Source organism: Anaeromyxobacter sp. Red801, from assembly GCF_049201065.2.
Classification (GTDB): Bacteria; Myxococcota; Myxococcia; order Myxococcales; family Anaeromyxobacteraceae; genus Anaeromyxobacter.
The window spans coordinates 1,501,107-1,524,198 of record NZ_CM181236.1 but is presented as its reverse complement, the minus strand read 5'-3'; the positions used below and the strand labels follow the sequence as shown (position 1 = coordinate 1,524,198).

The 23,092-nt window shown below is 74.4% G+C and carries 24 protein-coding genes, 1 tRNA gene and 1 pseudogene; 11 read left to right on the top strand and 15 right to left on the bottom strand.

Annotation, left to right across the window (positions count from 1 at the left end; translation table 11 throughout):
* Window positions 1–4 precede the first annotated feature (4 nt).
* The 12 genes and pseudogenes from nrdR to ACOQFB_RS06835 form a co-directional block, all read right to left on the bottom strand.
* Window positions 5–460 (bottom strand): annotated as a pseudogene (gene nrdR / locus ACOQFB_RS06890) (transcriptional regulator NrdR); the annotation flags it as partial.
* A gap of 66 nt (window positions 461–526) precedes the next feature.
* Complete coding sequence (gene glyA, locus ACOQFB_RS06885; RefSeq protein WP_421610631.1) at window positions 527–1,780, bottom strand: serine hydroxymethyltransferase; 1,254 nt, start codon at window positions 1,778–1,780, stop codon at window positions 527–529.
* A gap of 73 nt (window positions 1,781–1,853) precedes the next feature.
* On the bottom strand, window positions 1,854–2,297 hold the full coding sequence (gene rpiB, locus ACOQFB_RS06880; RefSeq protein ID WP_012526840.1) for a ribose 5-phosphate isomerase B: 444 nt from the start codon (window positions 2,295–2,297) through the stop codon (window positions 1,854–1,856).
* 199 nt (window positions 2,298–2,496) lie between these two features.
* Window positions 2,497–3,738, bottom strand: a complete 1,242-nt coding sequence (fabF, locus tag ACOQFB_RS06875) for a beta-ketoacyl-ACP synthase II (RefSeq protein WP_421610630.1) — start codon at window positions 3,736–3,738, stop codon at window positions 2,497–2,499.
* A gap of 91 nt (window positions 3,739–3,829) precedes the next feature.
* Window positions 3,830–4,069 (bottom strand): acyl carrier protein, encoded by a 240-nt coding sequence (gene acpP, locus ACOQFB_RS06870; RefSeq protein ID WP_011421799.1) that lies wholly within the window; start codon window positions 4,067–4,069, stop codon window positions 3,830–3,832.
* A 51-nt stretch (window positions 4,070–4,120) separates the two neighbouring features.
* Entirely contained in the window at window positions 4,121–4,873 is a 753-nt protein-coding gene (gene fabG / locus ACOQFB_RS06865; RefSeq protein WP_059438526.1) for a 3-oxoacyl-[acyl-carrier-protein] reductase, read from the bottom strand.
* A gap of 9 nt (window positions 4,874–4,882) precedes the next feature.
* Window positions 4,883–5,824 (bottom strand): ACP S-malonyltransferase, encoded by a 942-nt coding sequence (gene fabD, locus ACOQFB_RS06860; protein WP_059438525.1) that lies wholly within the window; start codon window positions 5,822–5,824, stop codon window positions 4,883–4,885.
* A gap of 15 nt (window positions 5,825–5,839) precedes the next feature.
* Entirely contained in the window at window positions 5,840–6,820 is a 981-nt protein-coding gene (locus ACOQFB_RS06855; protein ID WP_059438524.1) for a beta-ketoacyl-ACP synthase III, read from the bottom strand.
* Window positions 6,821–6,831: 11 nt separating this feature from the next.
* Entirely contained in the window at window positions 6,832–7,917 is a 1,086-nt protein-coding gene (gene plsX, locus ACOQFB_RS06850; protein WP_421610629.1) for a phosphate acyltransferase PlsX, read from the bottom strand.
* Between the two features lie 5 nt (window positions 7,918–7,922).
* A complete protein-coding gene (gene rpmF, locus ACOQFB_RS06845) occupies window positions 7,923–8,102 on the bottom strand; it encodes a 50S ribosomal protein L32 (protein ID WP_011421804.1) in 180 nt (59 codons plus the stop codon).
* Window positions 8,103–8,141: 39 nt separating this feature from the next.
* Window positions 8,142–8,702, bottom strand: coding sequence for a YceD family protein (locus ACOQFB_RS06840; RefSeq protein ID WP_059438522.1), 561 nt, complete (start codon window positions 8,700–8,702; stop codon window positions 8,142–8,144).
* 180 nt (window positions 8,703–8,882) lie between these two features.
* Window positions 8,883–9,530, bottom strand: a complete 648-nt coding sequence (locus tag ACOQFB_RS06835) for a response regulator (protein WP_011421806.1) — start codon at window positions 9,528–9,530, stop codon at window positions 8,883–8,885.
* A 222-nt stretch (window positions 9,531–9,752) separates the two neighbouring features.
* Here ACOQFB_RS06835 and ACOQFB_RS06830 point away from each other — a divergent pair, with 222 nt between their 5' ends.
* On the top strand, window positions 9,753–11,873 hold the full coding sequence (locus ACOQFB_RS06830) for a hypothetical protein (RefSeq protein WP_059438521.1): 2,121 nt from the start codon (window positions 9,753–9,755) through the stop codon (window positions 11,871–11,873).
* A 102-nt stretch (window positions 11,874–11,975) separates the two neighbouring features.
* Here ACOQFB_RS06830 and ACOQFB_RS06825 read toward each other — a convergent pair whose 3' ends face one another.
* Window positions 11,976–12,221 (bottom strand): hypothetical protein, encoded by a 246-nt coding sequence (locus tag ACOQFB_RS06825; RefSeq protein WP_059438520.1) that lies wholly within the window; start codon window positions 12,219–12,221, stop codon window positions 11,976–11,978.
* Between the two features lie 2 nt (window positions 12,222–12,223).
* Window positions 12,224–12,901 carry a NapC/NirT family cytochrome c gene (locus tag ACOQFB_RS06820; RefSeq protein ID WP_059438519.1) on the bottom strand — a complete coding sequence of 226 codons (678 nt, stop codon included), beginning with the start codon at window positions 12,899–12,901 and terminating at the stop codon, window positions 12,224–12,226.
* A gap of 230 nt (window positions 12,902–13,131) precedes the next feature.
* On the opposite strand from ACOQFB_RS06820, the gene ACOQFB_RS06815 reads away from it, so the two are divergent.
* The 9 genes from ACOQFB_RS06815 (at window position 13,132) to ACOQFB_RS06775 (ending at window position 20,424) form a co-directional block, all read left to right on the top strand.
* Window positions 13,132–13,205, top strand: a tRNA-Arg gene (locus tag ACOQFB_RS06815).
* A 132-nt stretch (window positions 13,206–13,337) separates the two neighbouring features.
* Complete coding sequence (locus tag ACOQFB_RS06810) at window positions 13,338–13,526, top strand: hypothetical protein (protein ID WP_059438518.1); 189 nt, start codon at window positions 13,338–13,340, stop codon at window positions 13,524–13,526.
* Window positions 13,526–13,837, top strand: a complete 312-nt coding sequence (locus ACOQFB_RS06805; RefSeq protein WP_421610628.1) for a GIY-YIG nuclease family protein — start codon at window positions 13,526–13,528, stop codon at window positions 13,835–13,837. Before ACOQFB_RS06810 ends, ACOQFB_RS06805 begins: the two co-directional genes overlap by 1 nt.
* A 9-nt stretch (window positions 13,838–13,846) precedes the next feature.
* Window positions 13,847–14,617 carry an SDR family NAD(P)-dependent oxidoreductase gene (locus ACOQFB_RS06800; RefSeq protein ID WP_059438516.1) on the top strand — a complete coding sequence of 257 codons (771 nt, stop codon included), beginning with the start codon at window positions 13,847–13,849 and terminating at the stop codon, window positions 14,615–14,617.
* Between the two features lie 117 nt (window positions 14,618–14,734).
* On the top strand, window positions 14,735–15,931 hold the full coding sequence (locus ACOQFB_RS06795; protein WP_421610627.1) for a polysaccharide deacetylase family protein: 1,197 nt from the start codon (window positions 14,735–14,737) through the stop codon (window positions 15,929–15,931).
* The gene (locus ACOQFB_RS06790) at window positions 15,932–16,978 is read left to right on the top strand and encodes a glycosyltransferase (RefSeq protein WP_421610626.1); all 1,047 of its coding nucleotides are present in this window, start codon (window positions 15,932–15,934) and stop codon (window positions 16,976–16,978) included.
* A 94-nt stretch (window positions 16,979–17,072) separates the two neighbouring features.
* The gene (locus ACOQFB_RS06785; RefSeq protein WP_059439579.1) at window positions 17,073–18,200 is read left to right on the top strand and encodes a Gfo/Idh/MocA family protein; all 1,128 of its coding nucleotides are present in this window, start codon (window positions 17,073–17,075) and stop codon (window positions 18,198–18,200) included.
* Window positions 18,197–19,288, top strand: a complete 1,092-nt coding sequence (locus ACOQFB_RS06780; RefSeq protein WP_421610625.1) for an NAD-dependent epimerase/dehydratase family protein — start codon at window positions 18,197–18,199, stop codon at window positions 19,286–19,288. The genes ACOQFB_RS06785 and ACOQFB_RS06780 overlap by 4 nt, the downstream gene beginning before the upstream one ends.
* A complete protein-coding gene (locus tag ACOQFB_RS06775; protein ID WP_421610624.1) occupies window positions 19,285–20,424 on the top strand; it encodes a glycosyltransferase in 1,140 nt (379 codons plus the stop codon). The genes ACOQFB_RS06780 and ACOQFB_RS06775 overlap by 4 nt, the downstream gene beginning before the upstream one ends.
* A gap of 72 nt (window positions 20,425–20,496) precedes the next feature.
* Here the strand turns inward: ACOQFB_RS06775 and ACOQFB_RS06770 are convergent, their stop codons facing one another.
* Window positions 20,497–21,873, bottom strand: coding sequence for a sugar transferase (locus ACOQFB_RS06770; RefSeq protein ID WP_370539097.1), 1,377 nt, complete (start codon window positions 21,871–21,873; stop codon window positions 20,497–20,499).
* A 589-nt stretch (window positions 21,874–22,462) separates the two neighbouring features.
* Between ACOQFB_RS06770 and ACOQFB_RS06765 the strand changes: the two genes are divergently transcribed.
* Entirely contained in the window at window positions 22,463–23,092 is a 630-nt protein-coding gene (locus ACOQFB_RS06765; RefSeq protein ID WP_059437941.1) for a polysaccharide biosynthesis/export family protein, read from the top strand.

Below are 23,092 nucleotides of genomic sequence, written 5' to 3'. Positions count from 1 at the left end.
TCCCCCCGTCCTTCCGCGCCAGGCCCGCCAGCTCGGTCATGAACTCGCCCACGTCGCGGAAGGCCCGGTACACCGAGGCGAAGCGCACGTAGGCCACCTCGTCGAGCGTGCGGAGCCGCTGCATCACCGCCTCGCCGATGACGGTGGTGCGGATCTCCCGCTCGCCCAGCTCCTGCACCTGCCGCTCCACCGCGGAGACGAGCGCCTCCACCTGCTCGGCGGAGACCGGCCGCTTCTGGCAGGCGGTGGCGACGCCCTCGACGATCTTGGCGCGGTCGAACGCCTCGCGGCGGCCGTCCTTCTTCACCACCTGCGGGAGCACGTCCTCGATGCGCTCGTAGGTCGTGAACCGGCGCTCGCAGGACAGGCAGGCCCGGCGCCGGCGCGTGGCCTGGCCGTCCTGCGTCTCGCGCGAGTCCACCACCCGGTCCTCGAGGTGTCCGCAGTAGGGACAGCGCATGGTCCACTCACCCCGGTCCGCCGCCCGGCGCGGGGCCCCGGCCGGCCCCGCCCCGCGGCGCGGCCGTCAGACGCGATCTGCGTACATCGGGAAGTGCGCGCAGAGGTCCTTCACCTCGCCGCGCACCCGCGCCAGCACCTGCTCGTCGGCCGGCGCGTCGAGCACGCGCCCGATGAGCGCGGCCACCAGCGTCATCTCCCGCGGGCCCATGCCGCGGGTGGAGAGCGCCGGCGTGCCGACCCGGATCCCGGAGGTCGTCATGGGCTTCTCCGGATCCCACGGGATCATGTTCTTGTTCACGGTGATGCCGGCCTTGCCGAGCGCCTCCTCGGCCACCTTGCCGGTGAGCTTCTTCGGGCGCAGGTCCACCAGCATCAGGTGGTTGTCGGTGCCGCCGGAGACGAGCCGCAGGCCCGCCGACTTCAGCCCCTCGGCCAGCACCTGGGCGTTCTCCACGATGCGCCGCTGGTACTCCTTGAACTCGGGGCGGAGCGCCTCGCCGAACGCGACCGCCTTCGCGGCGATGACGTGCTCGAGCGGGCCGCCCTGGATGCCGGGGAAGATCTGGGAGTTGAGCGTCTTCGCGTGGGCCTCGCGGCAGAGGATCATGCCCCCGCGCGGCCCGCGCAGCGTCTTGTGCGTGGTGGTGGTGACGATCTCCGAGTGCGGCACCGGCGACGGGTGCAGCCCGGCCGCGACCAGGCCGGCGATGTGCGCCATGTCCACCACCATGGCCGCGCCCACCTCGTTCGCGATCTCGGCGAAGCGGTCGAAGTGCAGCGTGCGCGAGTACGCGCTCGCGCCGACCATCAGGATGCGCGGCCGGTGCTCGCGGGCGAGGCGCGCCACCTCGTCCATGTCGATGGTCTCGTCGGACTGGCGCAGGCCGTACGGGACGATCTTGAAGAGCTTGCCGGAGAAGTTCACCGGCGAGCCGTGGGTGAGGTGCCCGCCGAAGTTCAGGCTCATGGCGAGCACCGTGTCGCCCGGCTTCGCCAGCGCGAAGTACGCGGCCATGTTGGCCTGCGAGCCGGCGTGCGGCTGCACGTTCGCGTGATCGGCGCCGAACAGCTGCTTGGCCCGGTCGATGGCGAGCTGCTCGACCTGGTCCACCACCTCGCAGCCGCCGTAGTAGCGCTTGCCCGGGTAGCCCTCGGCGTACTTGTTGGTGAGGGTCGAGCCGAGGGCCTCGAGCACCGCCAGCGAGACGAAGTTCTCGCTGGCGATGAGCTCGAGCCCCTCCGCCTGGCGCCGCGTCTCCTCGCGGATGAGCTTCGCGATCTGCGGATCGGCCTCGGCGAGGCGCTGCGTGGGCATCATCTTCGTTCTCTCCTCGGGAGCGTGGCGGGAGGGCGGTTCTATCGCGCCCCGCCGGGTCAGGCAACGGGGCGGTTCAGCGCTCCAGCGCGCCGATCTTGTCCACGCGCCGCTGGTGCCGCCCGCCCTCGAACGGCGTCTCCAGGAACGCCTTCACGACGGCCGCGGCCACGCCGAGCCCGAGCACCCGCTCGCCGATGCAGAGCACGTTCGCGTCGTTGTGCGCGCGGGCCATCCGCGCGTCGAACTCGGTGACGCAGTGGGCGGCCCGGACGCCGTGGACCTTGTTGGCGGAGATGGACATGCCGATGCCGGTCCCGCACACCAGGATGCCCAGGCGCGCGCGCCCGGCCGCCACCGCCTCGGCCACCTGCCGGGCGTAGTCCGGGTAGTCCACGCTCTCGCTCGAGAACGGCCCCAGGTCCTCGACCTCGAACCCGGCCGCCCGCGCCACCTTCACCGCCTCGGCCCGCAGGTTCAGCCCTGCGTGGTCGGAGCCCGCGATCACCCGTTCGGCCATCACCGCCTCCTCTAGCGAAGGGGGCGCATTGTTCCACAGGACGCGCCGCCGCGCACCCGGTCCCGCCGCGCCGGCCGCCCGGGGCCGCCTCGCCCGTCCGGGCGAGGCGCCGGCGCCCGCCCGGCGGCTCCCCGGAACGCGAGAGGCGCCGACCCCGCGCGGCGGGGCGGCGCCTCGGGGCGTCGCGGCCGGCGGGCCGCTACACGCGCTTGAACAGCACCACGGCGTTCGTGCCGCCGAACCCGAAGGAGTTCGAGACCGCCACGTCCACGCGCACCTCGCGCGCCGTGTTCGGGATCACGTCGAGATCGCACTCCGGGTCCTGCTCGTCGACGTTGATGGTCGGCGGCAGCACGCCGCGCGAGATGGCGAGGACCGTCACCACCGCCTCGAGCCCGCCCGCGCCGCCGAGCAGGTGGCCGGTCATGGACTTGGTGGAGGAGACCATCAGCCCCTGCTTCGCGTGCTCCCCGAAGACGCGCTTGATGCCCTGGCACTCGGCCACGTCGCCGACCGGCGTCGAGGTGCCGTGCGTGTTCACGTAGCCGACCTGCTCGGGCGCGACGCCCGCGTCCTGCAGCGCCATGCGGACCGCGCGCGCGCCGCCCTCGCCGCCCTCGGCCGGCGCGGTGATGTGGTACGCGTCGGCGCTGGCGCCGTAGCCGGCCAGCTCCGCGTAGATCCGCGCGCCGCGCTTGCGGGCGTGCTCGTACTCCTCGAGCACCAGGAGGCCGGCGCCCTCGCCGGCCACGAAGCCGTCGCGCCCCTTGTCGAACGGGCGGCTCGCCTTCTCCGGCGCGTCGTTGCGCTCCGAGAGCGCGCGGGCCGCGCAGAAGCCGCCGATGCCGAGCGGCGTGATGGTGGCCTCGCAGCCGCCCGCGATGATGACGTCGGCGAGGCCGCGCTCGATGTAGAGCATGGCGTCGCCGATGGAGTGGTTGCCGGTGGCGCAGGCCGACACCGGCGAGAAGTTGGGGCCCTGCATCCCGTACTTCATGCTGATCTGGCCCGGGGCCAGGTTGATGATGAGCGACGGGATGAAGAACGGGCCGATCTTGCGGACGCCCTTCTCCAGCAGCGTCTTGTGCTCGTCCTCGATGGTGCCGAGGCCCCCGATGCCGGCGCCGACGATGGCGCCGACGCGCACCGGGTCCTCCTTCGACATGTCGAGGCCCGAGTCCTTCATGGCCATGTCGGCCGCGGCCAGCGCGAACTGGATGAACCGGTCGTTGCGCCGGGCCTCCTTCCGGTCCATGAACCGGGTGGGATCGAAGCCCTTCACCTCGCCCGCGATGCGGGTCGGGTAGGTCGAGGCGTCGAAGAGGGTGATGGGCCCGACGCCGCTCTTGCCGGCCACGAGCGCGCTCCAGGACTCCTCCACCCCGATGCCCACGGGCGAGACGAGCCCCAGTCCAGTGACGACGACACGGCGCCTGCTCATCAGGTTCACCTCTCCTCGGAAAAAGCGCGTGCGGCGGCGGCGAGGCCCCCCGGCCCCGCCCCCGCGCGCGGTACCGACTCCGGAGCCGCGGCTACTTCTTGTGCGTGGTGATGTAGTTCACCGCGTCCTGCACCGTCTTGATGTTCTCGGCCTCCTCGTCGGGGATCTCGACCTCGAACTCCTCCTCCATGGCCATGACCAGCTCGACGATGTCGAGCGAGTCGGCGCCGAGGTCCTCGATGAAGCTGGCGGCGGGCTTGATCTCGTCCTCTCCCACGCCCAGCTGGTCCGCGATGATGTTCTTCACCTTCTGCTCGATCGTTGCCGACATGGTGCTTCCTCCGTTGTGCTCGGGGTTGGTGCCGCCGCAGGGAGCCTGCAGCTACATGTACATGCCGCCGTTGACCCGCAGGGTCTCGCCGGTCACGTACGATGCCAGGTCGCTCGCGAGGAACGCCACCGCGTTCGCCACGTCCTCCGCGCTGCCGAGCCGCGCGAGCGGGATCATGTCCTTCATCTTCGTCTTCGCGGCCTCGGGGAGCACCGCGGTCATGTCCGTGTCGATGAAGCCGGGCGCCACCGCGTTCACGCGCACGTTGCGCGACGCGAGCTCGCGGGCCACCGACTTGGTGAGCCCCTCCAGCCCGGCCTTGGTGGCGGCGTAGGCGGCCTGGCCGGCGTTGCCCATCTCGCCCACCACCGAGGTGAGGTTCACGATGGCGCCGGCGCGCTGCTTCATCATGGGCCGGGTGACGGCGCGGATCAGGTTGAACGCGCCGGTGAGGTTCACCTGGAGCTGCCGGTTCCAGTCCTCGTCCTTCAGCCGCATGACGAGCTGGTCGATGGCGATCCCGGCGTTGTTCACGAGGACGTGCAGCCCGCCGAAGGTGGCCACCACCTGCTCCACCGCGGCGGTGCAGGCCGCGGGGTCGGCCACGTCGAACTTGTACAGCTCGGCGCGCGGCGCGCCCGCCTGGCGCACCAGGGCGATGGCCTCGGCCGCGGCCGCGTCGTTGCCGGCGTAGTTCAGCGCCACGCTGGCCCCGCCGCGCGCGAGCGCCACCGCCACGGCGCGGCCGATGCCGCGCGACGCGCCGGTGACGAGCGCGGTCTTCCCGGTGAAGTCGAAGGTCATCTCGGTTCCCTAGCCCTTCAGCGCCGCGAGCGTCTTCTCCAGCGACGCGCGGTCCTCGACGTTGAACGCCTCGACCGACCTGTCGATGCGGCGCACCAGCCCGGAGAGCACCTTGCCCGGGCCGACCTCGACCACCCGGGTCACGCCCAGCCGGACCAGCTCCTCGACGCACTCGATCCAGCGCACCGGCGCGGTCACCTGCTCGACGAGCAGCGGGACCACCCGCGCGGCGTCCTGGTTCGGCTTCGCCTCGACGTTCGTCACCACCGGCCGCAGCGGCGCGTTCCACGCGATGGCGCGCAGCACCGGCTCGAGCCGCGCCTTCACCGGCTCCATCAGCGCCGAGTGGAAGGGGGCGGACACCGGCAGCGGCAGCACGCGCTTCGCGCCGGCCTCCTTCAGCTTCGCGCCGGCCCGCTCCACCGCGGCGGCCGCGCCGGCGATCACCGTCTGGGCCGGCTCGTTGTAGTTCGCCGGCGAGACCACCTGGCCGCCCTCGGCCGCCACCGCGGCGCAGATCTCGCGGACCCGGGCCGGGTCGAGCCCGAGCACCGCGCTCATGGCGCCCTGCCCGGCCGGCACCGCCTCCTGCATGAACGTGCCGCGCGCCCGCACCGCCCGCGCCGCCTCGGCGGCGCCGCACGCGCCCACCGCCACCAGCGCCGAGTACTCGCCCAGCGAGTGGCCGGCCACGTAGTCCGGCACGATCCCCTGGTTCGCGAGCACCGCGGCCGCGGCGGACGAGACGGTCAGGATCGAGGGCTGCGTGTTGGCGGTCAGCTTGAGCTGGTCCTCGGGGCCGCCGAAGCACAGGGCCGAGAGCTTCTCGCCCAGCGCCTCGTCCACCTGCTCGAAGATCTCACGCGCCTCGGGGAAGGCGTCGTGCAGGTCCTTGCCCATGCCCACCGACTGCGAGCCCTGCCCCGGGAAGACGAACGCGAGCTTGCCCATGTCCCGTCCTCGCGCCTACCAGCGCACCACGCTGGCGCCCCAGGCCATGCCGCCGCCGATCGCCATCATCAGGACGGTGTCGCCGGGCTTCAGCCAGCCGGCCCGGTTCGCCTCGTCGAGCGTCATCGGGACGCTCGCCGCCGAGGTGTTGCCGTACTTCTCGAGGTTCATCCAGCACTTCGACTCGGGGATCTCCAGCCGGCTCAGGGTCGCGTCCAGGATGCGCTTGTTGGCCTGGTGCGCGATCACCCAGGTCACGTCGCCGGGGGTGAGCTTCTCGTCGGCGAGCACCTCGCGGCAGCTCTCCTCGAGCGAGCGGACGGCCACCTTGAAGACCTCGCGGCCGTTCATCTTCACGTAGTGCGACTTCTCCCGGACCACCTTCTCGGAGATCGGGTCGCGCGAGCCGCCACCCGGCTGCAGCAGGATGGGCACGAGCGAGCCGTCGGTGTGCAGGCGGGTGCTGACGATGCCGCGCCGCGCGTCGTCGGTCGGCTTCAGCACCATCGCGCCGGCGCCGTCGCCGAACAGGATGCAGGTGTTCCGGTCGGTCCAGTCGGTGATCCGGGTGAGCGCGTCGGCGCCCACCACCAGCGCGTTCTTCACCGCGCCGGACGCCACGAAGCGATCGGCGACCGAGAGCGCGTAGAGCGAGCCGGCGCAGGCGGCGGAGACGTCGAAGGCGAACGCCTTCTTGTTCCCGAGCTTCCCCTGCAGCACCGCGCCCACGCTGGGGAACGGGTAGTCCGGGGTGACCGTGCCCACCACGATCATCTCGACGTCCTTCGGGTCCACGCCGGCCGCGTCGAGCGCGCGGCGCGAGGCCTCGAGCGCGAGGTCGCTGGTGGCCTGGTCGTCGGCGACGACGTGCCGCTCGCGGATGCCGGTGCGCTCGACGATCCACTGGTCGCTGGTGTCCACCAGCTTCTCCAGATCGGCGTTGGTGACGACCTTCTCGGGCGCGTACGACCCGGTGCCGGCGATGAGGGAGCGCATGGATCTCCTGGTCAGGGTTGGGGCGGCGCGGTGCGCCGCGGCGTGGGGCCCTGCTGGGCGGCCGCGCCGTTGGCGGGGACCTCCAGCAGCGCGTGCGACGGCGCGACGGCCCGCGCGATCTCGTCGATGAAGTGGGCGCGCGCGGCGTCGCCCGCGCGGCGGATCGCGTTCTCGACGGCGAGCGCGTCGGAGCGCCCGTGCGAGATGAACCCGACCCCGTTCACGCCCACCAGCGGCGCGCCCCCCACCTCGCGCCAGTCGATGCGCTTCTTCATCCCCTCCAGCGCGGCCTTGGAGAGCAGCCCGCCGATCTTCGAGACGGTGGTGCTGCGCAGCGCGCGCTTGAGGTACTCGCCGACCACCTTGGCCGTGCCCTCCATCGTCTTCAGGGCCACGTTGCCGGTGAAGCCGTCGGTCACGATGACGTCGACCTCGCCGGTGAGCAGGTCGCGCCCCTCGCAGTAGCCCACGAAGTCGATGGGCGCGCGCCGCAGCGCCGCGGCGGCGGCGCGGGTGAGGTCGGTGCCCTTCGTGTCCTCCTCCCCGTTGGAGAGGATGGCCACGCGCGGCCGGGCCACCCCGTGCACGCGCCGCGAGTAGACCTCGCCCATCAGCGCGAACTGCACCAGGTGGATGGGCCGGCAGTCCACCACCGCGCCCATGTCGAGCATGAGCGGCGAGCCCTTGAGCGCGGGGAGGACCGAGACGATCGCGGGCCGCTCCACGCCCTCGGGACGGCCGAGGACCAGGATGGCGCCCGCCATCACCGCGCCGGAGTTGCCCGCGGACACCATCCCCGCCGCCCGGCCCGACGCGACCAGGTCGAAGCAGACGCGGATGGAGTTGTCCCGCTTCCGCCGCATCGCCTGGCCGGGGTGGTCGTGCATCTCGACCACCTCCGTCGCAGGGTGCACCTCGAGCGGCAGGGAGCTCCCGGCGCGGTGGCGCGCGAGCTCCTCCCGCACGCGCGCCTCGGGGCCGACCAGGATGACCGGCAGCCCCTTACGCGCTGCGTTAACGGCACCTTGTACGATCGCGGCGGGGGCGTGGTCGCCCCCCATCGCATCGACGGCGATGGGCGCGATCTTCCCGACCATCGCGCCTATGACGCCTCGGTGATCTGCTCGCCCTTGTACGTCCCGCAGGACGGGCACGCGCGGTGCGGGAGCACCGGCTCCTTGCACTTCGGGCACTTCACCACGTTGACCGGCTTCAGCTTGAAGTTCGCGGCGCGGCGCCGATCGCGCCGCATGCTGCTCGTCCGCTTCTTGGGAACGCCCACGTCGTGCTCCTTCCGCGCGCCGCAGCCGCGGCGCGCTCACTACAGCTTCACGTTCTTGAGGCCCGCCCAGCGCGGGTCCGGAACGTGGCGATCGCAGCCGCACTCGCGATCGTTCAGGTTGGCCCCGCACACGGGGCAGAGTCCCTTGCAGTCGTCCTTGCACACCGGGTAGCCCGGCAGCGCCAGGACCAGCTGCTCGCGGAGGATCGGGTCGAGGTCGACGACCTTGCCCGTGTAGACCTCCTCGTCCGCCCGCTCGGCCTCGAAGCTGCCGCCGGTCGGGCCGGTGCTCGAGTCCTTCTCGCCTCGGGGCTCGTCCACGTACTCGTCCGAGGGGACGAGCGTCAACTCGAAATCCACCGGCTGGTCCAGCGACACCGGCTGGAGGCACCGGCCGCACGGCACCGTCAGCTCCGCCTTGCCGTGCCCGTCCACCCGCACCCGGCGGTCGATCTTCTCCAGCTTCGCCTCGACGTGAAGCGGGCCGCGCGCGCGGTAGCCGGCCTTGTCGCCCTGGAGGATGTCGTCCACCTGCTCGCGGGCGACGTCCCAGCTCCGGCGGAGGCCTGCCTCCTTGATTTCGTCAATATTGACGCGCATTTATACGGCTTTCCGAGGCGAAAAAGGGCCTCATTATAGGGGTCGATCCCGCGAAGTCAAGGCGCGCCGGGCCGTCGCCCGCGCGCGCCGGACTCCCCAGGGATGTAAGCCTCCTCGAACCCGGGAGGGACCCGGGCGCTCGAGGCGGCCCCTCGCGACCCCGCGAGGCGGCGCCGGCGCCTACGGCTTCACGAGCCCGCGCGCGACCGCGAGCAGCGCGGCCTCGGCCTTCGTCGAGACGTCCATCTTCTCGTAGATGCGCTTCACGTACGTCTGGACGGTGCCCTCGGCGATGCCGAGCGCCGTCGCCACGTCCGCGTAGGTGTGACCGTGCACGAGCAGCTGCAGCACCTCGAGCTCGCGCTTCGAGAGCGCCGGGCCGTCCTTCGCGCGCTGGTCCGGCGGATCGCCGCGGAACTCCTGCAGCAGCACCTTGGCCGCGCGCGGGCTGATGGGCGCGGCCTCGCCGGAGAGCACGTCCTCCACCGCCTTGGTGAGATCGGCGGCGTGGAACGGCTTCAGGATGTAGCCCGACGCGCCGGCCCGCATCGCGTTCAGCACGCGGGCAGGGATGTCCACCGCGGTGAGCGCGATGCACGCGGTTTTGGGCAGCTCCTGCCGGATGGTGGCGATGACGTCCTCGCCGCTCATCTTCGGCAGCCCGAGATCCACGAGCGCCACGTCCGGCCGCTCGCGACGGGCCAGCGCCACCCCGTCCTCGCCCGTCGCTGCGGTCCCGCAGACCTCGAATCCGTGCGCGGTCAAGACCTGGGCGATGAGCTTCGACACCGCCTCGTCGTCCTCGACCGCGATCGCCCGGATTGCCATGGAAGCGCGCCCCCCTGGGGAGTGCGTACGCACCCCCGCAAAATCACTGCCATACGTAGCAGCCCGGGGCAGGGAGGGTCAAGGATGCGCGCCCCCTGCCGGACGGTACGCCGGCACGCACAGAGCGCACCGGCGCGCACAGCAAACCCCTGGTAGACGCAAGGCGTTTTGGGGTAACTGCTCGCTGTCCCGCTCGTCGGGGACACGAGGAGCCAACCGACCATGCCCAGCCGCCCCGCCCGCCTTCGGCTCGCGCTCACCGCCTCCCTGCTCGCCGCGCTCGCGGCGTGCTCCAGCGGAGGCGGTGGCGGATCCTCGGGTCCCGTCGACCCGCCGCCGCCCGCCTGCAGGCCGCAGAACGGCGCGTGCACCACGCAGGCCGACTGCTGCACCGGCCTGACCTGCTTCGGCGCGACCGGCAGCGCCACCTGCATCCAGGAGACGCTCTGCGCGCCCGACGGCGGGAGCTGCGGCGCCGGGAAGCCGTGCTGCACCGGCTTCTGCGAGGGCGGCACCTGCACCCAGGGCTCCACCACCTGCAAGGCCGACGGGACCGCCTGCAGCTCGGCCGCGGAGTGCTGCTCGCCGACCTGCGCCCCGCCGGCCGGCGGCGGCCAGGCCGTGTGCGGGACGAGCGAGTTCTGCGCGCCCGCCGGCGAGGCCTGCAACGCGGCCGCCGACTGCTGCTCGCTGAGCTGCGTGGGCGGGCTCTGCCGCAACGAAACGTGCAAGCAGATCGGGAGCGCGTGCTCGAACGAGTCGGAGTGCTGCTCCGGCACCGGCACCTGCAACGCCACCCAGTCCGGCTCCTGCGTGGCCGTGCCGAGCGGCGGCACCGGCGCGTCCTGCCGCACGCTGGGTGAGGCCTGCTCGCAGCCGTACGACTGCTGCTCCACCAACTGCCAGGGCGGCGCCTGCGTCCCGGCGTACTCGTGCAGCGCCTACGGCGACCTCTGCTACCAGGGCACCGACTGCTGCTCCGGCCTCTGCGACACCAGCGCCGGCACCCCGGGCCGCTGCGTGGATCCGCCGGGCGGCTGCGTCCAGGGCGGCAACCCCTGCGCCGGGCCGTCCAACTGCTGCTCGCGCCTGTGCGTGGACCCGGGCAGCGGCGCCAAGGTCTGCCAGCCCGCCGGCGGCTGCCGCATGACCGGCGACTTCTGCGACTCGACCGACGCCTGCTGCAACATCAACGACCAGGTGGATCCGTCGAAGGCGATCCTCTGCGACGGCGCCGAGCACACCTGCGACAACGGCGGCGGCTGCAACCCGCCGGGCAACATCTGCGGCGCCTCGACCGACGTGAACGCGTCGCAGAACTGCTGCATGCCGAGCACCTGGAACGGCAGCGGCAAGCCGGCCTGCAAGCCGGACTCGAACAACATCATGCGCTGCTACGGCGCGCCCCCCGGCGAGACCGGCGGGACCTGCCCGACCGGCTACGACGGCAACGATCCGAAGTGCTGCATCCCGCAGGGCGACGTCTGCCAGTTCCGCGACCAGTGCTGCGGGCTCGCGCCGTGCGTGCCCGACGCGCAGGGCGTGCTCCGCTGCGGCGGCTCGTGCATCCCGACCACCGGCACCTGCACGAGCAACGCCGACTGCTGCAGCGGGACCTGCACCTCCGGCAAGTGCGCCCCGGCCGCCTGCGGCGCGGTGGGCACCACCTGCAGCACCGACTCGGCGTGCTGCTCCGGCTTCTGCGACCCCGACACGCACGCCTGCCAGCCGGTCTGCCAGCGCCAGAGCGAGGCGTGCACCGTCTCCGCCGACTGCTGCTCGGGCCTGTCCTGCGCGGTCCCGGCCGGCGCGACGCACGGCACCTGCGTCACCGACCAGAGCTCCTGCGCCGACCAGGGCCAGGCCTGCGGCGCCGGTACGACCTGCTGCTCGGGCCTGACCTGCGGGACGAACGGCACCTGCCAGTCGGCCCAGACCTGCGTGGACGTGGGCCAGGCCTGCACCGCCGGCGGCGCCGCCTGCTGCACCGGCCTCGCGTGCAAGACGCAGGGCACGACCGGCCAGGTGGACTGCGCGCCGGGCGACACCTCGTGCACCTGCGAGGTCCCGGCGGCCACCTGCGGCCACTACGTCCAGGGCCAGCCGCTGCCGTCCTGCTCGCCGACCAACCCCTGCTGCCCGGGCGAGAACACCACCTGCCTGAACAACGGGGTGCCGTGCACCACCGCCACCGGCTGCTTCTGCACGCCGCCGCAGAGCTGCGCCGACATCGGCGCGTCGTGCTCGCCGACGCAGACCTGCTGCACCGGGACCTGCGCGAAGGCCGGCTCGTTCGACCTCTGCGACGGCACCACCAGCTGCAGCTGCATCAACCCGGGCTAGCGGCCCGCCGGTCCCCGGACCGGACGTGAGAAGGCCCCGGCCGCCCGCGAAGGGCGCCGGGGCCTTCGGCGTTCCAGGGGGCGCCGCGCGCCCCGCCCTGCGCTACTGCTGGCCGCCGCCGAGGCGGCCGCCCAGCTCCTCGTGCTCGCCCACGCCCTGCAGGTCGAGCGCGATGGCGAGCAGGTAGAGCGCGAGCGAGGTGGTGCCGAAGAGCTGGCCGAGGCTCATCGCCGCGACGAGCAGGAACGGGTTCGGGAACACGATGCCCGCGATCATCAGGGCGAGCGACACGAGCGACAGGACGGCCGAGACCAGCACCAGCCGGCGGATGGTGAACTTGGAGATCATCGCTACTCCCCCTTCCCGGTGGAGGCCGCGGGGCCGCGGCCATTGCCGCCGTGCGCGAACGCGCGCGGGTGGACCTTCTCGCCGCCGTGGCAGTCCACGCACTTCGCGTCGCCCGAGCGGATCTCCTCGATCATGCCGGAGTGCTCCTCGTTCGCGAGCCACCGCGGCGCGGTGGTGGAGTGGCAGCGGGTGCACATGCCGTTCTGGAACGCCTTGTACATGTGGATCTTCGGCCCGCCCTCGCCGTACGGCCCGGTGTTCGCGTACTCCGTGACGTAGAAGTACAGGTGCTTGAGGCCGTTCAGCTTCGTCGTCATCGCGCCGAACATCTGGTAGTCGGCGTGGCACGTGTAGCAGCTCTCCTCGCCGAACGCGTGGTTGCGGCTGTGGATCGCGGCGAGGCTGGTGGAGGCCGGGTCCGCCGCGTCCTCCGTGTAGGGCAGCATCACGTGGCAGGAGCCGCAGAACGGACGCTTCAGCGTGTACTCGAACCCGGCGATGTTGCCGGTGAGCGCGACGCCGATCGGCATGACGCCGAGACCGAACAGGAGCAGGACCTTGGTCGTCCGGTTGAGCGGCGGGCGCCGGACCAGGTACCAGGCGAGGATGAGGACCGCGATGGCCGCGGCGACGAGGGCGGTGGCCTTGAGCAGCTGCTCGAGCGTGTTTATCTGGGGCACGTTTGGGTGCCTAGCATGTGCGACCGAATGCCTCAACCCCTACCTGCGCGCTGGCGCGCAGGCGCGCGGGCGCGCAGGGGGTTTCCACGGTGGTGTCGCCGCGACCCACCGGATTCGCGGACGGTGAACGGAGCCCGCCCGGCGCCGGCCGCGCCGGACCGGCCGGAGCGCCGAAGTCCCGCGAACCTTCTTGCCTTTCGGGGTGGCCTGCACTAGATACCGCCCCTCGAGCGCGATTAGCTCAGCTGGATAGAGCGTCGGCCTCCGGAGCCGAAGGCCACAGGTTCGAATCCTGTATCGCGCGCTCCCCGAGCCCCGGTCCTGGCACGCCCAGGGCCGGGGCTTTCTCGTGGCGCGGCTCACTGGGCGTCCGCCCGGGTTCGCGCTAGGTTCTGGTCGCGCTCGCCGTTCCTCGCGAGCGGAGAGGTGGAACGAGATGCCGGTCAGCAAGAAGCGGAAGAAGGGCGGGAAGCCGGTCCAGCGGACCGCGCCGCCCGAGCAGCACCCCGAGCACGCGCACGGGCCGGAGGGCGCCCCCGCGGCCCCGCAGCCCCGGACCGTCGGCCGTCCCTCCAACCCCTTCGTCGCCCAGCAGACGCGGCGCGCCTCGCAGCGCGGCCGGTAGTGCCCGCGGCGGCGCCCGGTCGCGGCCCCGCCGCGGGGGCGGCGCGCTGGTGGGTGTACCTCCTGCGCTGCGGGGACGGCTCGCTGTACGCCGGCGCCACGAACGACCTCGCCGCGCGGGTGGCCCGCCACGCCGCCGGGCGCGGCGCCCGCTACACGCGCTCGCGGCTCCCGGTGGAGCTGGTCTGGCGCGAGCGCGCCGCCGACCGCGGCGCGGCGCTGCGGCGCGAGGCGGCGCTGAAGCGGCTGCGCCGGACCGAGAAGCTCGCGCTGGTGGAGCGGGCGGCCGCGCGCCGGCGGCGCCGGCGCTAGGATCCGCGCATGGACCTCGGGCTCGACGGCAAGGTCGCGGTCGTCACCGGTGGCAGCCGCGGCATCGGCCGCGCCATCGCGGTGGCGCTGGCGCGGGAGGGCGCGCGGGTGGCGGTCGGCGCGCGCGGCGCGGAGGCGCTCGCGGAGGTCCGCGCGGCGCTCGACCAGGCCGGGCCCGGCCCGCACCTGACGGTCGCCGCCGACCTCGTCACCGCGGAGGGCGTGGACCGGCTGGTGGGCGAGGCCGTCTCGGCGCTGGGCGGCGTGGACGTGCTCGTGAACAACGTGGGCGGCTCGGGCGCGCGCAGCGTCGCGGACGCCGACGAGGCCGACTTCCGCGCGGTGCTCGACCGCAACCTGTTCCCCGCCCTCCGCGCCAGCCTGCGGGCCATCCCGGCGCTGCGGCGCCGCGGCGGCGGGTCGATCGTGATGATCACGTCGATCTGGGGGCGCGAGGCCGGCGGCGGCCCGTCGTACAACGTCGCCAAGGCGGCCGAGCAGAGCCTGGCGAAGGCGCTCGGGCGCGAGCTCGCCGCCGACGGCATCCGCGTGAACTCGGTCGCGCCGGGGTCCATCGCGTTCCCGGGCGGCGGCTGGGAGCGGCGCCGGCAGGCGGACCCGGAGGGCATCGCCGACTTCGTCCGGCGCGAGCTCCCGGGCGGACGCTTCGGCACGCCCGAGGAGGTCGCGGCGGTGGTCGCGTTCCTCGCCTCGCCGCGCGCGAGCTGGGTGAACGGTGCGTGCTGGGTGGTGGACGGCGGCCAGTCCCGGAGCTTCTGACGTCCCGGCGCGGCCGCACGCGCCCCGGGCGGCAGCGCCCCCGTACGCAGCGCACCCGCCGGGACCGGCGCTCGCCGCCGGAGCGCGTGCACACCTTCTCGCCGAGGAGGAGGGGGCATGCCGGAGCGGGCCGACTTCAGCGCGCGGTGGATCCTGAAGCGGGCCGCGAAGGCGGCCGTGGCGGGGGCGCTCACCGCGGTGGGGATCCACCACGCGGTCCGGCTGGTGCGCCGGCGGCAGGCGGGCGGCTCCCGCGTGCTCATCCTCTCGTACCACCGCGTGACGCCGGACTTCGGCGCCGAATCCAGGCAGACGCTCGCCTCGCTGCTCGTGTCCACCGAGACGCTGCGGCGGCAGCTCGAGCACGTGGGCCGGCGGAACGAGATCGTCTCGCTCGCCGACGCGCGACGCATCCTGGCGGAGCCCGCGGGCGGCCGCCGCGCCGACGTCGTCGCGGTGACGATCGACGACGGCTACGCCGACGTGGCGCAGCACGCGCTGCCCGTGCTGCGCGCCCTGCGCGTCCCGGCCACCGTGTTCGTGCCGACCGGCTACGTCGGCACCGCCCGCCGCCTCCCGCACGACCGGCTGCACGCGGCGCTCGCCGCGCTGGCGCGGCGGCGCATCCCCTTCGAGCGCGCCGGCCTCCCGCCCCCGCTGCAGGCGCTGCTCTCCGCCTGCGCCGAGGGCGGTCCGGCCGCCACGCTCGACCGGCTCATCGCGCGCCTCCCGCACGAGCGGCTGGTGGCGCTGGCGGCGGGGCTGGAGCGCCGGCTCGGCACGGCCGAGCAGGACCTCCCGGCCTCGACGCGCCTCATGACCTGGGACGAGGTGCGCGCGCTCGACGCCGCCGGCGTGGACGTGGGCGGCCACACGGTGAACCACGCTGTGCTCGCGAACCTGCCGCTCGTCGAGGCCCGCCGCGAGCTGGCCGGCTGCCGCGATCAGCTGGGCGAGCGGATCGGCCGCGCCCCGCGGCACTTCGCCTATCCGAACGGCTACTACACGCCGGCGGTCCAGCGCGCGGTGGCCGAGGCCGGCTTCGAGGCGGCGGTGACCATCGAGGACGAGGAGAACCGCCACGGCGGCTCGCCCTACGGGCTGAAGCGCAAGGTCCTCTGGGAGAACACCACGCTCGGCGCGGTCGGCTGGAGCGGCGTGGTGGCGACCTGCAACCTCGGGGGCGTGTTCTCCACGCTGGGCCTGGCGCGGCCCGTCCCCGGGGAGCGGCCGGATCCGCCCGCCGAGCCCGCGACCCGGACGGCGCGCGCGGACGCCGCGGAGGCGCCCGCGGACGCGCGGGCGGTGAGCTGAGTGCGGCTGGCGCTCGTCGGCAACTGGCCGCGGCCGTACGGCGGCGTGGCGGTGCACGTGGCCGCGCTGGCCCGCGCCGCCCGCGCGCGCGGCGTGGACGTGCAGGTGCTCGACATCGGCCACGGCGACCACTCGGGCGACGGCGTCCGGCCGGCGCGCGGCGCGCTCCGCTACGCCGCCGCGCTCGGGGGCGCCGCGGCGGAGGGCCGGCTGCTGCACGTGCACACCAGCGGCGCGAACGTGAAGAGCTGGCTGGTCGCCCTGGCCGCGTCGCGCGCGCGCCGGGGCGCCGCGCCGCTCGGCGTGCTCACGCTGCACTCCGGCTCGGCCCCCGCGTGGCTGCGCGGCGGCCCGGCGCGGCGCGCGCTCGCCGCGGCCGCCTGCGCCGGCTTCGGGCGGATCCTGGCGGTCAACGACGAGATCGCGAGCGCGCTGGGCGCGAGCGGCGTGCCGCGGGCGCGCATCGCGGTCGTGCCCCCGTACTCCCCTGCCCTGCTCGAGCCGCGCCGGCCGCCGCCGGCCCTGGCCGCGTTCCGGGCCGGGCACGCGCCGCTGATCGCCGCCGCGCTCCCGCCCGGGCGGATCTACGGCGCCGACCTGCTCCTGCCGGCGTTCCGCGCGCTGCGGGCGCGACATCCGCGCGCCGGCCTGGTCGCGTTCGGCGAGGGCACCGAGGCGCTCACCGGCGACGGCGTGCTCGGGCTCGGCGAGCTCGACCACCCCGCCGCGCTGGCCGTGCTGGAGGCGGCGGACGTGTTCGCCCGCCCCACCCGCGCCGACGGCGACGCGGTGACCGTGCGCGAGGCGCTCGCGCTCGGCCGCGCGGTGGTCGCGAGCACCGTCGGCCACCGGCCGGCCGGCTGCCTGCTCTTCCCGCCCGGCGACGCAGCCGCGCTCGGGGCGCGGCTCGAGGACGCGCTGGCCGGCGCCCGCCCGGCCGCCCGCCTCCGCGACGACGACCCGTTCGACGCCATCTTCGCCGTCTACCGGGTGCTTTGGACGCGCGCGCGCGGCGCGCCGGGCGAGGCGGCCGCCCCGGCGCGGTGATCCCGCGCGGCGGGTGCCCCGCCGCGGCGCTGGCCGGGCCGGGGCGCGGTGAGGACCTCCAAGGCGGCCGCCCCGCGGCCGGGGAAAGGGGACGATGGCGGAGCGAGACGGGACCGCGGTCCGGGTGGCGGTGATCGGGTGCGGGCAGATCGCCGACGCGCACCTCGCGCAGGCGCGCCGGGCGGGCGCCGAGGTGGTGGCGGTGTGCGACGCCACCCGGCACATGGCGGAGCAGGCCGCGGCGCGCTGGCGCGTGCCGGCGTTCTACGAGGGGCCGGACGCCGTGGACGCGATGCTGGCGGAGGCGCGTCCGGAGGTGGTGCACGTCACCACCCCGCCGGCGAGCCACCTCCCGCTCGCCACGCGCGCGCTCGCCGCGGGCGCGCACGTGTACGTGGAGAAGCCGGTCACGGTGGACGCGGCCGAGGCCGTCGCGCTCGAGCAGGCCGCGGCGCGCCACGGTCGGCTGGCGTGCGCCGGCCACAACCTGCTCTTCGACCCGGTGATCCACCGGCTCCGCGCGCTGGTGGAGGCGGGCGCGCTCGGCGAGGTGGTGCACGCGGACGCGGTGATGGGCTACGACCTCGGCGGCCCGTTCGGCGCCCTGCTCACCGGGGACCCCGGCCACTGGATCCACCGCCTCCCCGCCGGCCTCGCGCACAACAACCTCTCGCACCCGCTCTCGCTCGTGCTGCCGCTCCTCGGGCCGGGGACGCCCGCGGTGGCGCACGCGCTCGGGCGCCGCCTGCGGCCCGAGCGCTTCGGCGACGCGCGCGACGCGTTCCACGACGAGCTGCGGATTCTCCTGGAGGGCGCGCGCGCCACCGCGTCGGTGCTCTTCTCCTGCCGCATCCGCCCGGCCCAGCTCGCGCTGACCGTGTACGGCACGCGGCGGGCCGTGCACGCGTCGCTCGACGCGCGCACGCTGCGCGTGGTGGAGGGCTCCCACCTGCCCGGCCCGTTCCAGAAGGTGGACTGGGCGCGGCGCGACGCGTCGGCGGCGGGCGCGGAGCTGCTGCGGCGCAGCGCCGACCTCGCGCTCGCGCGGCTGCACTACTTCGAGGGCATGCGCCAGCTCTTCGCCGCCTTCTACCGGGCGGCCCGGACCGGCGGCGAGGCGCCCGTGCCGCTCGCGGACGCGCGCGCCGTCGCGCAGGTGATCGACGCCGCGGCCGCGGCGTGCCGGCGGGCGGACGTCGCCGCGCAGGAGGCGTGCGCGTGAGGGCGGTCACCGGCGCGGCCGGGTTCCTGGGGCGGGAGATCGTGCGGAGCCTGCTGCGGCAGGGCGTGGACCGGATCCGCTGCCTGGTGCGGCCCGGCACCGCGGCCGCGCGGGTGGCGATCCCGGAGGCCGAGGCGCGCGGCGCGGTCATCGAGGTGGTCCCGTGCCGGCTCGACGATCCCGCCGCCCTGCGGCAGGCGCTCGCGGGCGTGCGCGTCCTCTACCACGCCGCCGCCGCGAAGAAGGGGGCGCCCGCGGCCCTGGTGCAGGCCACCGTGGTCGCCTCCGACCACGTGTTCCGCGCCGCCCTGGAGGCGCGGGTCGAGCGCGTGGTGCTGGTGAGCTCGTTCGGCGCCATGGGCGTCGCGGCGCTGCCGAGGGGCGCGGTGGTGGACGAGGACGCGCCGCTCGAGCCCGCGCCGGAGGCGCGCGACGCGTACTCGTTCGCCAAGCAGCGGCAGGAGGCGCTGGCGTGGCGGTACGCACGGCGCGACGGCCTGCCGCTCGCGGTGATCCGGCCCGGCGTCGTCATCGGCCCCGGCCAGGAGATCCTCGGGACGCGGATCGGGCTCCCGGTGCTCGGGCTGTACCTGCACCTCGGCGGCCGCAACCCGGTCCCGCTCACCTGGGTGGAGAACTGCGCCGACGCCATCGCGCTGGCCGGCACCGCGCCCGGCGCCGCGGGCCGCGCCCTGTGCGTGGTGGACGACGACCTCCCGACCGCCGGCGCGCTGCTCGACCGCTACCGCCGCGAGGTCGCGCCGCTGCGCGTCCTGCGGGTGCCCTACCCGCTGCTGCGCGTGCTCGCCCGCGCCAACGCGTGGTACGCCGACCGGACCCAGGGCCACCTGCCCGCGCTGCTGACGCCGTACAAGGTCGCGAGCACCTGGAAGCGCCAGCGCTACTCCAACGCGCGGGCCCGCGCCGTGCTGGGCTGGGCGCCGCGCGTCGCCATGCGCGAGGCGCTCGACCGCACCTTCGCGGCGCTCGCCGCCGCGCCGGAACGGCCCGTGTCGCTGCCGCGCCCGCGCCCGGCCGGCGCGCGCGCCCCGGCGGCGGGCGGGGCCGCGGCGGAGGTGGCGCCGTGAGCGCCGCGAAGGTGCTGGTGTTCCAGAACCGGTTCCTGCTCGGCGGGCAGGAGCGGCAGACCGTCCTGAACGTCCGGACCATGGACCGGGGGCGCTGGGAGCCGGTGGTCGCGTGCCTGCACCTCGAGGGCGAGCACCTCGACGACCTGGCGCGGGCGGGCATCCGGCCGGTGCTGTTCGACGTGGGGCGGCGGATGCTCCGCCCCAACACCGCCTGGCAGGTCTCGCGCATCGCGCGCTTCGTGCGCGAGCAGGGCATCGCGCTGGTGCACGCGCAGGACATCTACACGAACGTGCTCGGCTCGCTCGCCGCGCGGCTGGCCGGCGTGCCGGTGATCGTGACGCGCGTGGACCTCGGGCACCACATCACCGGGTACCGCCGCCCGCTCACCCGCCTCGCCTGCCTGCGCGCCGACCGGGTGCTCGTGAACGCCATGTGCATCCGCGACCTCGTGATCCGGGAGGGCGTCGAGCCGGACCGCGTGGCCGTGGTGCGCAACGGCGTGGACCTGCGCGAGCTCGACCGCGCCGCGCGCGAGCTGCCCGATCCCGGCCTGCCCGACGGCGCCTGGATCGCGAACGTCGCGAACATGCACCATCCGGTGAAGGGCCAGACCGACCTGCTGGTCGCCTTCCGGGAGGTGCTCCGCGAGCACCCCTCGGCCCGGCTCGCGCTGGTGGGCGACGGCGTGCGGCGGCCGCTGCTGGAGCGGCTCGCCGGCCAGCTCGGCGTCGCGGCGCGCGTCCACTTCCTGGGCTTCCGCCGCGACGCGCCGGCCGTGCTCGCGCGCTGCGCCGCCGCGGCGTCCTCCAGCCACGCCGAGGGGATCTCCAACGCGGTCCTCGAGGCGATGGCCATGCGGCTGCCGGTGGTGGCCACCGCCGTGGGCGGCTCGCCGGAGCTGGTGCGCGACGGGACGACCGGCTGGCTCGTGCCGCCCGGCTCCCCCGGCGCGCTGGCGCGCCGCCTCTGCGACGCGCTCGCCGACCGGGAGCGCGCCCGGCGCATGGGCGCGCGCGGGCGGGCGCTGGTGGAGCGCGAGTTCGAGCTCGGGCAGATGCGGCTCGGCTACGACGCGCTCTACGAGGAGCTCGCCGGCTGGCGCGTGCCCCGGCTCATCGCCGGCACCGCGTGAGGCCCCGATCGACGAGGGCCCGGGCGCGCCCGGCCCTGCCGGACGCCTCCGGGCCCCCCACGACCGGCCGCGCTACTGGGCGCCGCGGGCGCCGAGCACGGCCGGGATGGTCTTCAGGCAGATCCGCACGTCGTTCCAGAGCGACCACTCGTCGATGTACTGGAGGTCGAGCTCCATCCACCGGTCGAAGTCGATGTCGTTCCGGCCGCTGATCTGCCAGATGCAGGTGATCCCCGGCTTCACGGAGAGGCGGCGCCGCTGCCAGCGCTTGTACTGGCGCACCTCCGAGGGGAGCGGCGGGCGCGGGCCCACCACGCTCATCTCGCCGCGCAGCACGTTCCAGAACTGCGGGAACTCGTCGAGGGAGGTCCGGCGGATGAACCGGCCGATGCGCGTCACCCGCGGATCGTTCTTCATCTTGAAGACCGGGCCGGACATCTCGTTGTGCGCACGGAGCGCCTCGAGGCGCGCCTCCGCGTCCACGTACATGCTGCGGAACTTGAGGATGTTGAAGACCCGCCCGTGCACGCCGACGCGGCGCTGCCGGAAGAAGATGGGGCCGCGCGAGTCCAGCCGGATGGCGACCATGACCCCCAGGAGCAGCGGGGACAGCAGCAGCAGCACCGACGCGCTCACCACGAGGTCGAACGCGCGCTTCGCCGCCAGCGCGAGCTGGTCGGACGGCGTGCGCGACAGCGCCAGCATGGGCAGGCCGTCCATGTCGCCGACCGCCATGCGCGAGTAGCCGAACCGGAGCACGTCGAGCGAGATGAGCGCGCCCACGCCCTGCTCCTCGCAGGTGCGGACCGCGTCCTCGACCGCGCTCAGCCGCTCGCGCGGCACCGCGAACACCACGTCGTCGAGCACGTGGTCCTCGAGGATGCGGGCCAGGTTGCCCAGGCGGCCCAGGATCACGCAGTCCGGGCTGGCCGCGACCGCGCCCTCCTCGAGCACGTAGCCCGCGAGCCGCATGCCCCACTCCGGGTGCGCGCGGATCGTCTCGATGATCTCCTCGGCCACGTCGCCCGAGCCGACCACGGCATAGTAACGGACGCGCCCGTTCCGCGTGCCCGCCGCACGCGCCACCGCGCGATGGACGGCCCTCGCGACGGCCAGGATCGGGAACGCGAGCGCGAAGTAGAGCACCGCCAGGAGGCGCGAGACCGACTCCTGCTGCTTGGCCAGGAACACCAGCGTGAACATCACGAGGGCGACCGCCATGAGCGCGCGGGCGACGCGCCGGAGATCGTCGGAGAGCGAGCCCGGGCCCGCCTCGTATACCTGGTAGATCCAGGCTCCGGCCGACCACAGCAGCATCACGACGACGAGCGCGAGCCAGTAGCGATCGAGCGAGACCACCTCGAGCGCGTCGGGGCGAAAGAGCTCCCGGTAGACCTCGAACGCAAGCGGCAGCGCGAGCGCGAGCGCAGCGAGATCGATGAGACGCACCGCTGCGTCCCCCGACCGTGACTTGTGGTGAAACATCGAACTCCCCCCGGAACGCCTTCAGTCCGCGTTCTACATCAGCGGCACCTGTGGTTGCTCGGCCCAAAACGTGGTCGAGTGACCGTGTGACACGCACCGTTCGTCGCATGCGCATGGCACGTCCGTGGACGATCTCCACGGTCGCGCCCTCGAACCTCCGCGCAGCGCCACGACTCGCCCCCGTGCGCGTCGAGTCGACGCGGGACGCCGCATCACCCGCGAGCGCACCTTTGCGGTGCGTTCCGCTGACGCGGTCGAGAACGGCGCGCTGCCGCCGCGTGACGGTCGCACGTGGGGCGCGCGCGGGCGTCACGGGTATCGCCCCGGGATCGCTGCGGTGGCGCGGACCCCGTGTCCCGCGACGCGTCGGCGGAACGCGTGCGACCCGGCGCGCGCCGCCGGACGGGCGCGCGGCGGCGCTCCGGAGGGCGGTCACCCGAACAATGGATAGCCGGGGATCTGCACCGGCCGTAGCATCCTGCCTCGCAGCCGCCCGGCGCCGGGCGGCCGAGACGTCAGGGGAGCCGCGGTCGCGCCGCGGATCGTGTCCACCATGTCCGAACAGCTTGCCGCCTCCGGGCGCCTCCTCTCGTGCAGCGTCCTCGCGCTGGCCGCCCTCCTCGTCGCCTCCTGCGGCCCGACCGGCCGATACGTCCGCGCCGAGGACCTCCCGCCCACGCAGGGCGACGCGGAATATCGGGTCGCCCGCGGCGACGTCATCGGGATCCGCGTCTGGAACCAGGACAACATGTCCGTGGAGCGGACCCGGGTCCGAGAGGACGGGCGCGTGTCGATGCCATTCCTCCAGGACGTCCCCGCGGCAGGGAGCACTCCGACCGAGCTCTCGCAGCGGATCCAGACGCAGCTGAAGACGTACGTGGTGAACCCGGTCGTCACGGTGACGGTCGTCGAGATGCAGCCGCTGCGCGTCTCCGTCACCGGCGAGGTGATGCGGCCCGGCGTGTACGAGATGGACCGCGGCGCGGGTGTGCTCTCCGCGCTCGCCGCGGCCGGCAGCTTCACGGAGTTCGCCCACCGTGACCGCGTCTTCGTGCTGCGCCATGGGCCGGCGCCGGGCGACCCGGTGACCCGCATCCGCTTCGAGTACGACGCGCTCGTCCGCGCCGACAAGCGCTCCGCCGGATTCCGGCTCCAGCCGGGCGACGTCGTCGTGGTGGAGTGA

Bases quoted from the DNA above. Each gene is read 5' to 3' on its own strand.
- glyA (WP_421610631.1), bottom strand. From the start codon at position 1,780: ATGATGCCCACGCAGCGCCTCGCCGAGGCCGATCCGCAGATCGCGAAG.
- rpiB (WP_012526840.1), bottom strand. From the start codon at position 2,297: ATGGCCGAACGGGTGATCGCGGGCTCCGACCACGCAGGGCTGAACCTG.
- fabF (WP_421610630.1), bottom strand. From the start codon at position 3,738: ATGAGCAGGCGCCGTGTCGTCGTCACTGGACTGGGGCTCGTCTCGCCC.
- acpP (WP_011421799.1), bottom strand. From the start codon at position 4,069: ATGTCGGCAACGATCGAGCAGAAGGTGAAGAACATCATCGCGGACCAG.
- fabG (WP_059438526.1), bottom strand. From the start codon at position 4,873: ATGACCTTCGACTTCACCGGGAAGACCGCGCTCGTCACCGGCGCGTCG.
- fabD (WP_059438525.1), bottom strand. From the start codon at position 5,824: ATGGGCAAGCTCGCGTTCGTCTTCCCGGGGCAGGGCTCGCAGTCGGTG.
- ACOQFB_RS06855 (WP_059438524.1), bottom strand. From the start codon at position 6,820: ATGCGCTCCCTCATCGCCGGCACCGGGTCGTACGCGCCCGAGAAGGTC.
- plsX (WP_421610629.1), bottom strand. From the start codon at position 7,917: ATGGTCGGGAAGATCGCGCCCATCGCCGTCGATGCGATGGGGGGCGAC.
- ACOQFB_RS06840 (WP_059438522.1), bottom strand. From the start codon at position 8,702: ATGCGCGTCAATATTGACGAAATCAAGGAGGCAGGCCTCCGCCGGAGC.
- ACOQFB_RS06835 (WP_011421806.1), bottom strand. From the start codon at position 9,530: ATGGCAATCCGGGCGATCGCGGTCGAGGACGACGAGGCGGTGTCGAAG.
- ACOQFB_RS06830 (WP_059438521.1), top strand. From the start codon at position 9,753: ATGCCCAGCCGCCCCGCCCGCCTTCGGCTCGCGCTCACCGCCTCCCTG.
- ACOQFB_RS06825 (WP_059438520.1), bottom strand. From the start codon at position 12,221: ATGATCTCCAAGTTCACCATCCGCCGGCTGGTGCTGGTCTCGGCCGTC.
- ACOQFB_RS06810 (WP_059438518.1), top strand. From the start codon at position 13,338: ATGCCGGTCAGCAAGAAGCGGAAGAAGGGCGGGAAGCCGGTCCAGCGG.
- ACOQFB_RS06800 (WP_059438516.1), top strand. From the start codon at position 13,847: ATGGACCTCGGGCTCGACGGCAAGGTCGCGGTCGTCACCGGTGGCAGC.
- ACOQFB_RS06795 (WP_421610627.1), top strand. From the start codon at position 14,735: ATGCCGGAGCGGGCCGACTTCAGCGCGCGGTGGATCCTGAAGCGGGCC.
- ACOQFB_RS06785 (WP_059439579.1), top strand. From the start codon at position 17,073: ATGGCGGAGCGAGACGGGACCGCGGTCCGGGTGGCGGTGATCGGGTGC.
- ACOQFB_RS06765 (WP_059437941.1), top strand. From the start codon at position 22,463: ATGTCCGAACAGCTTGCCGCCTCCGGGCGCCTCCTCTCGTGCAGCGTC.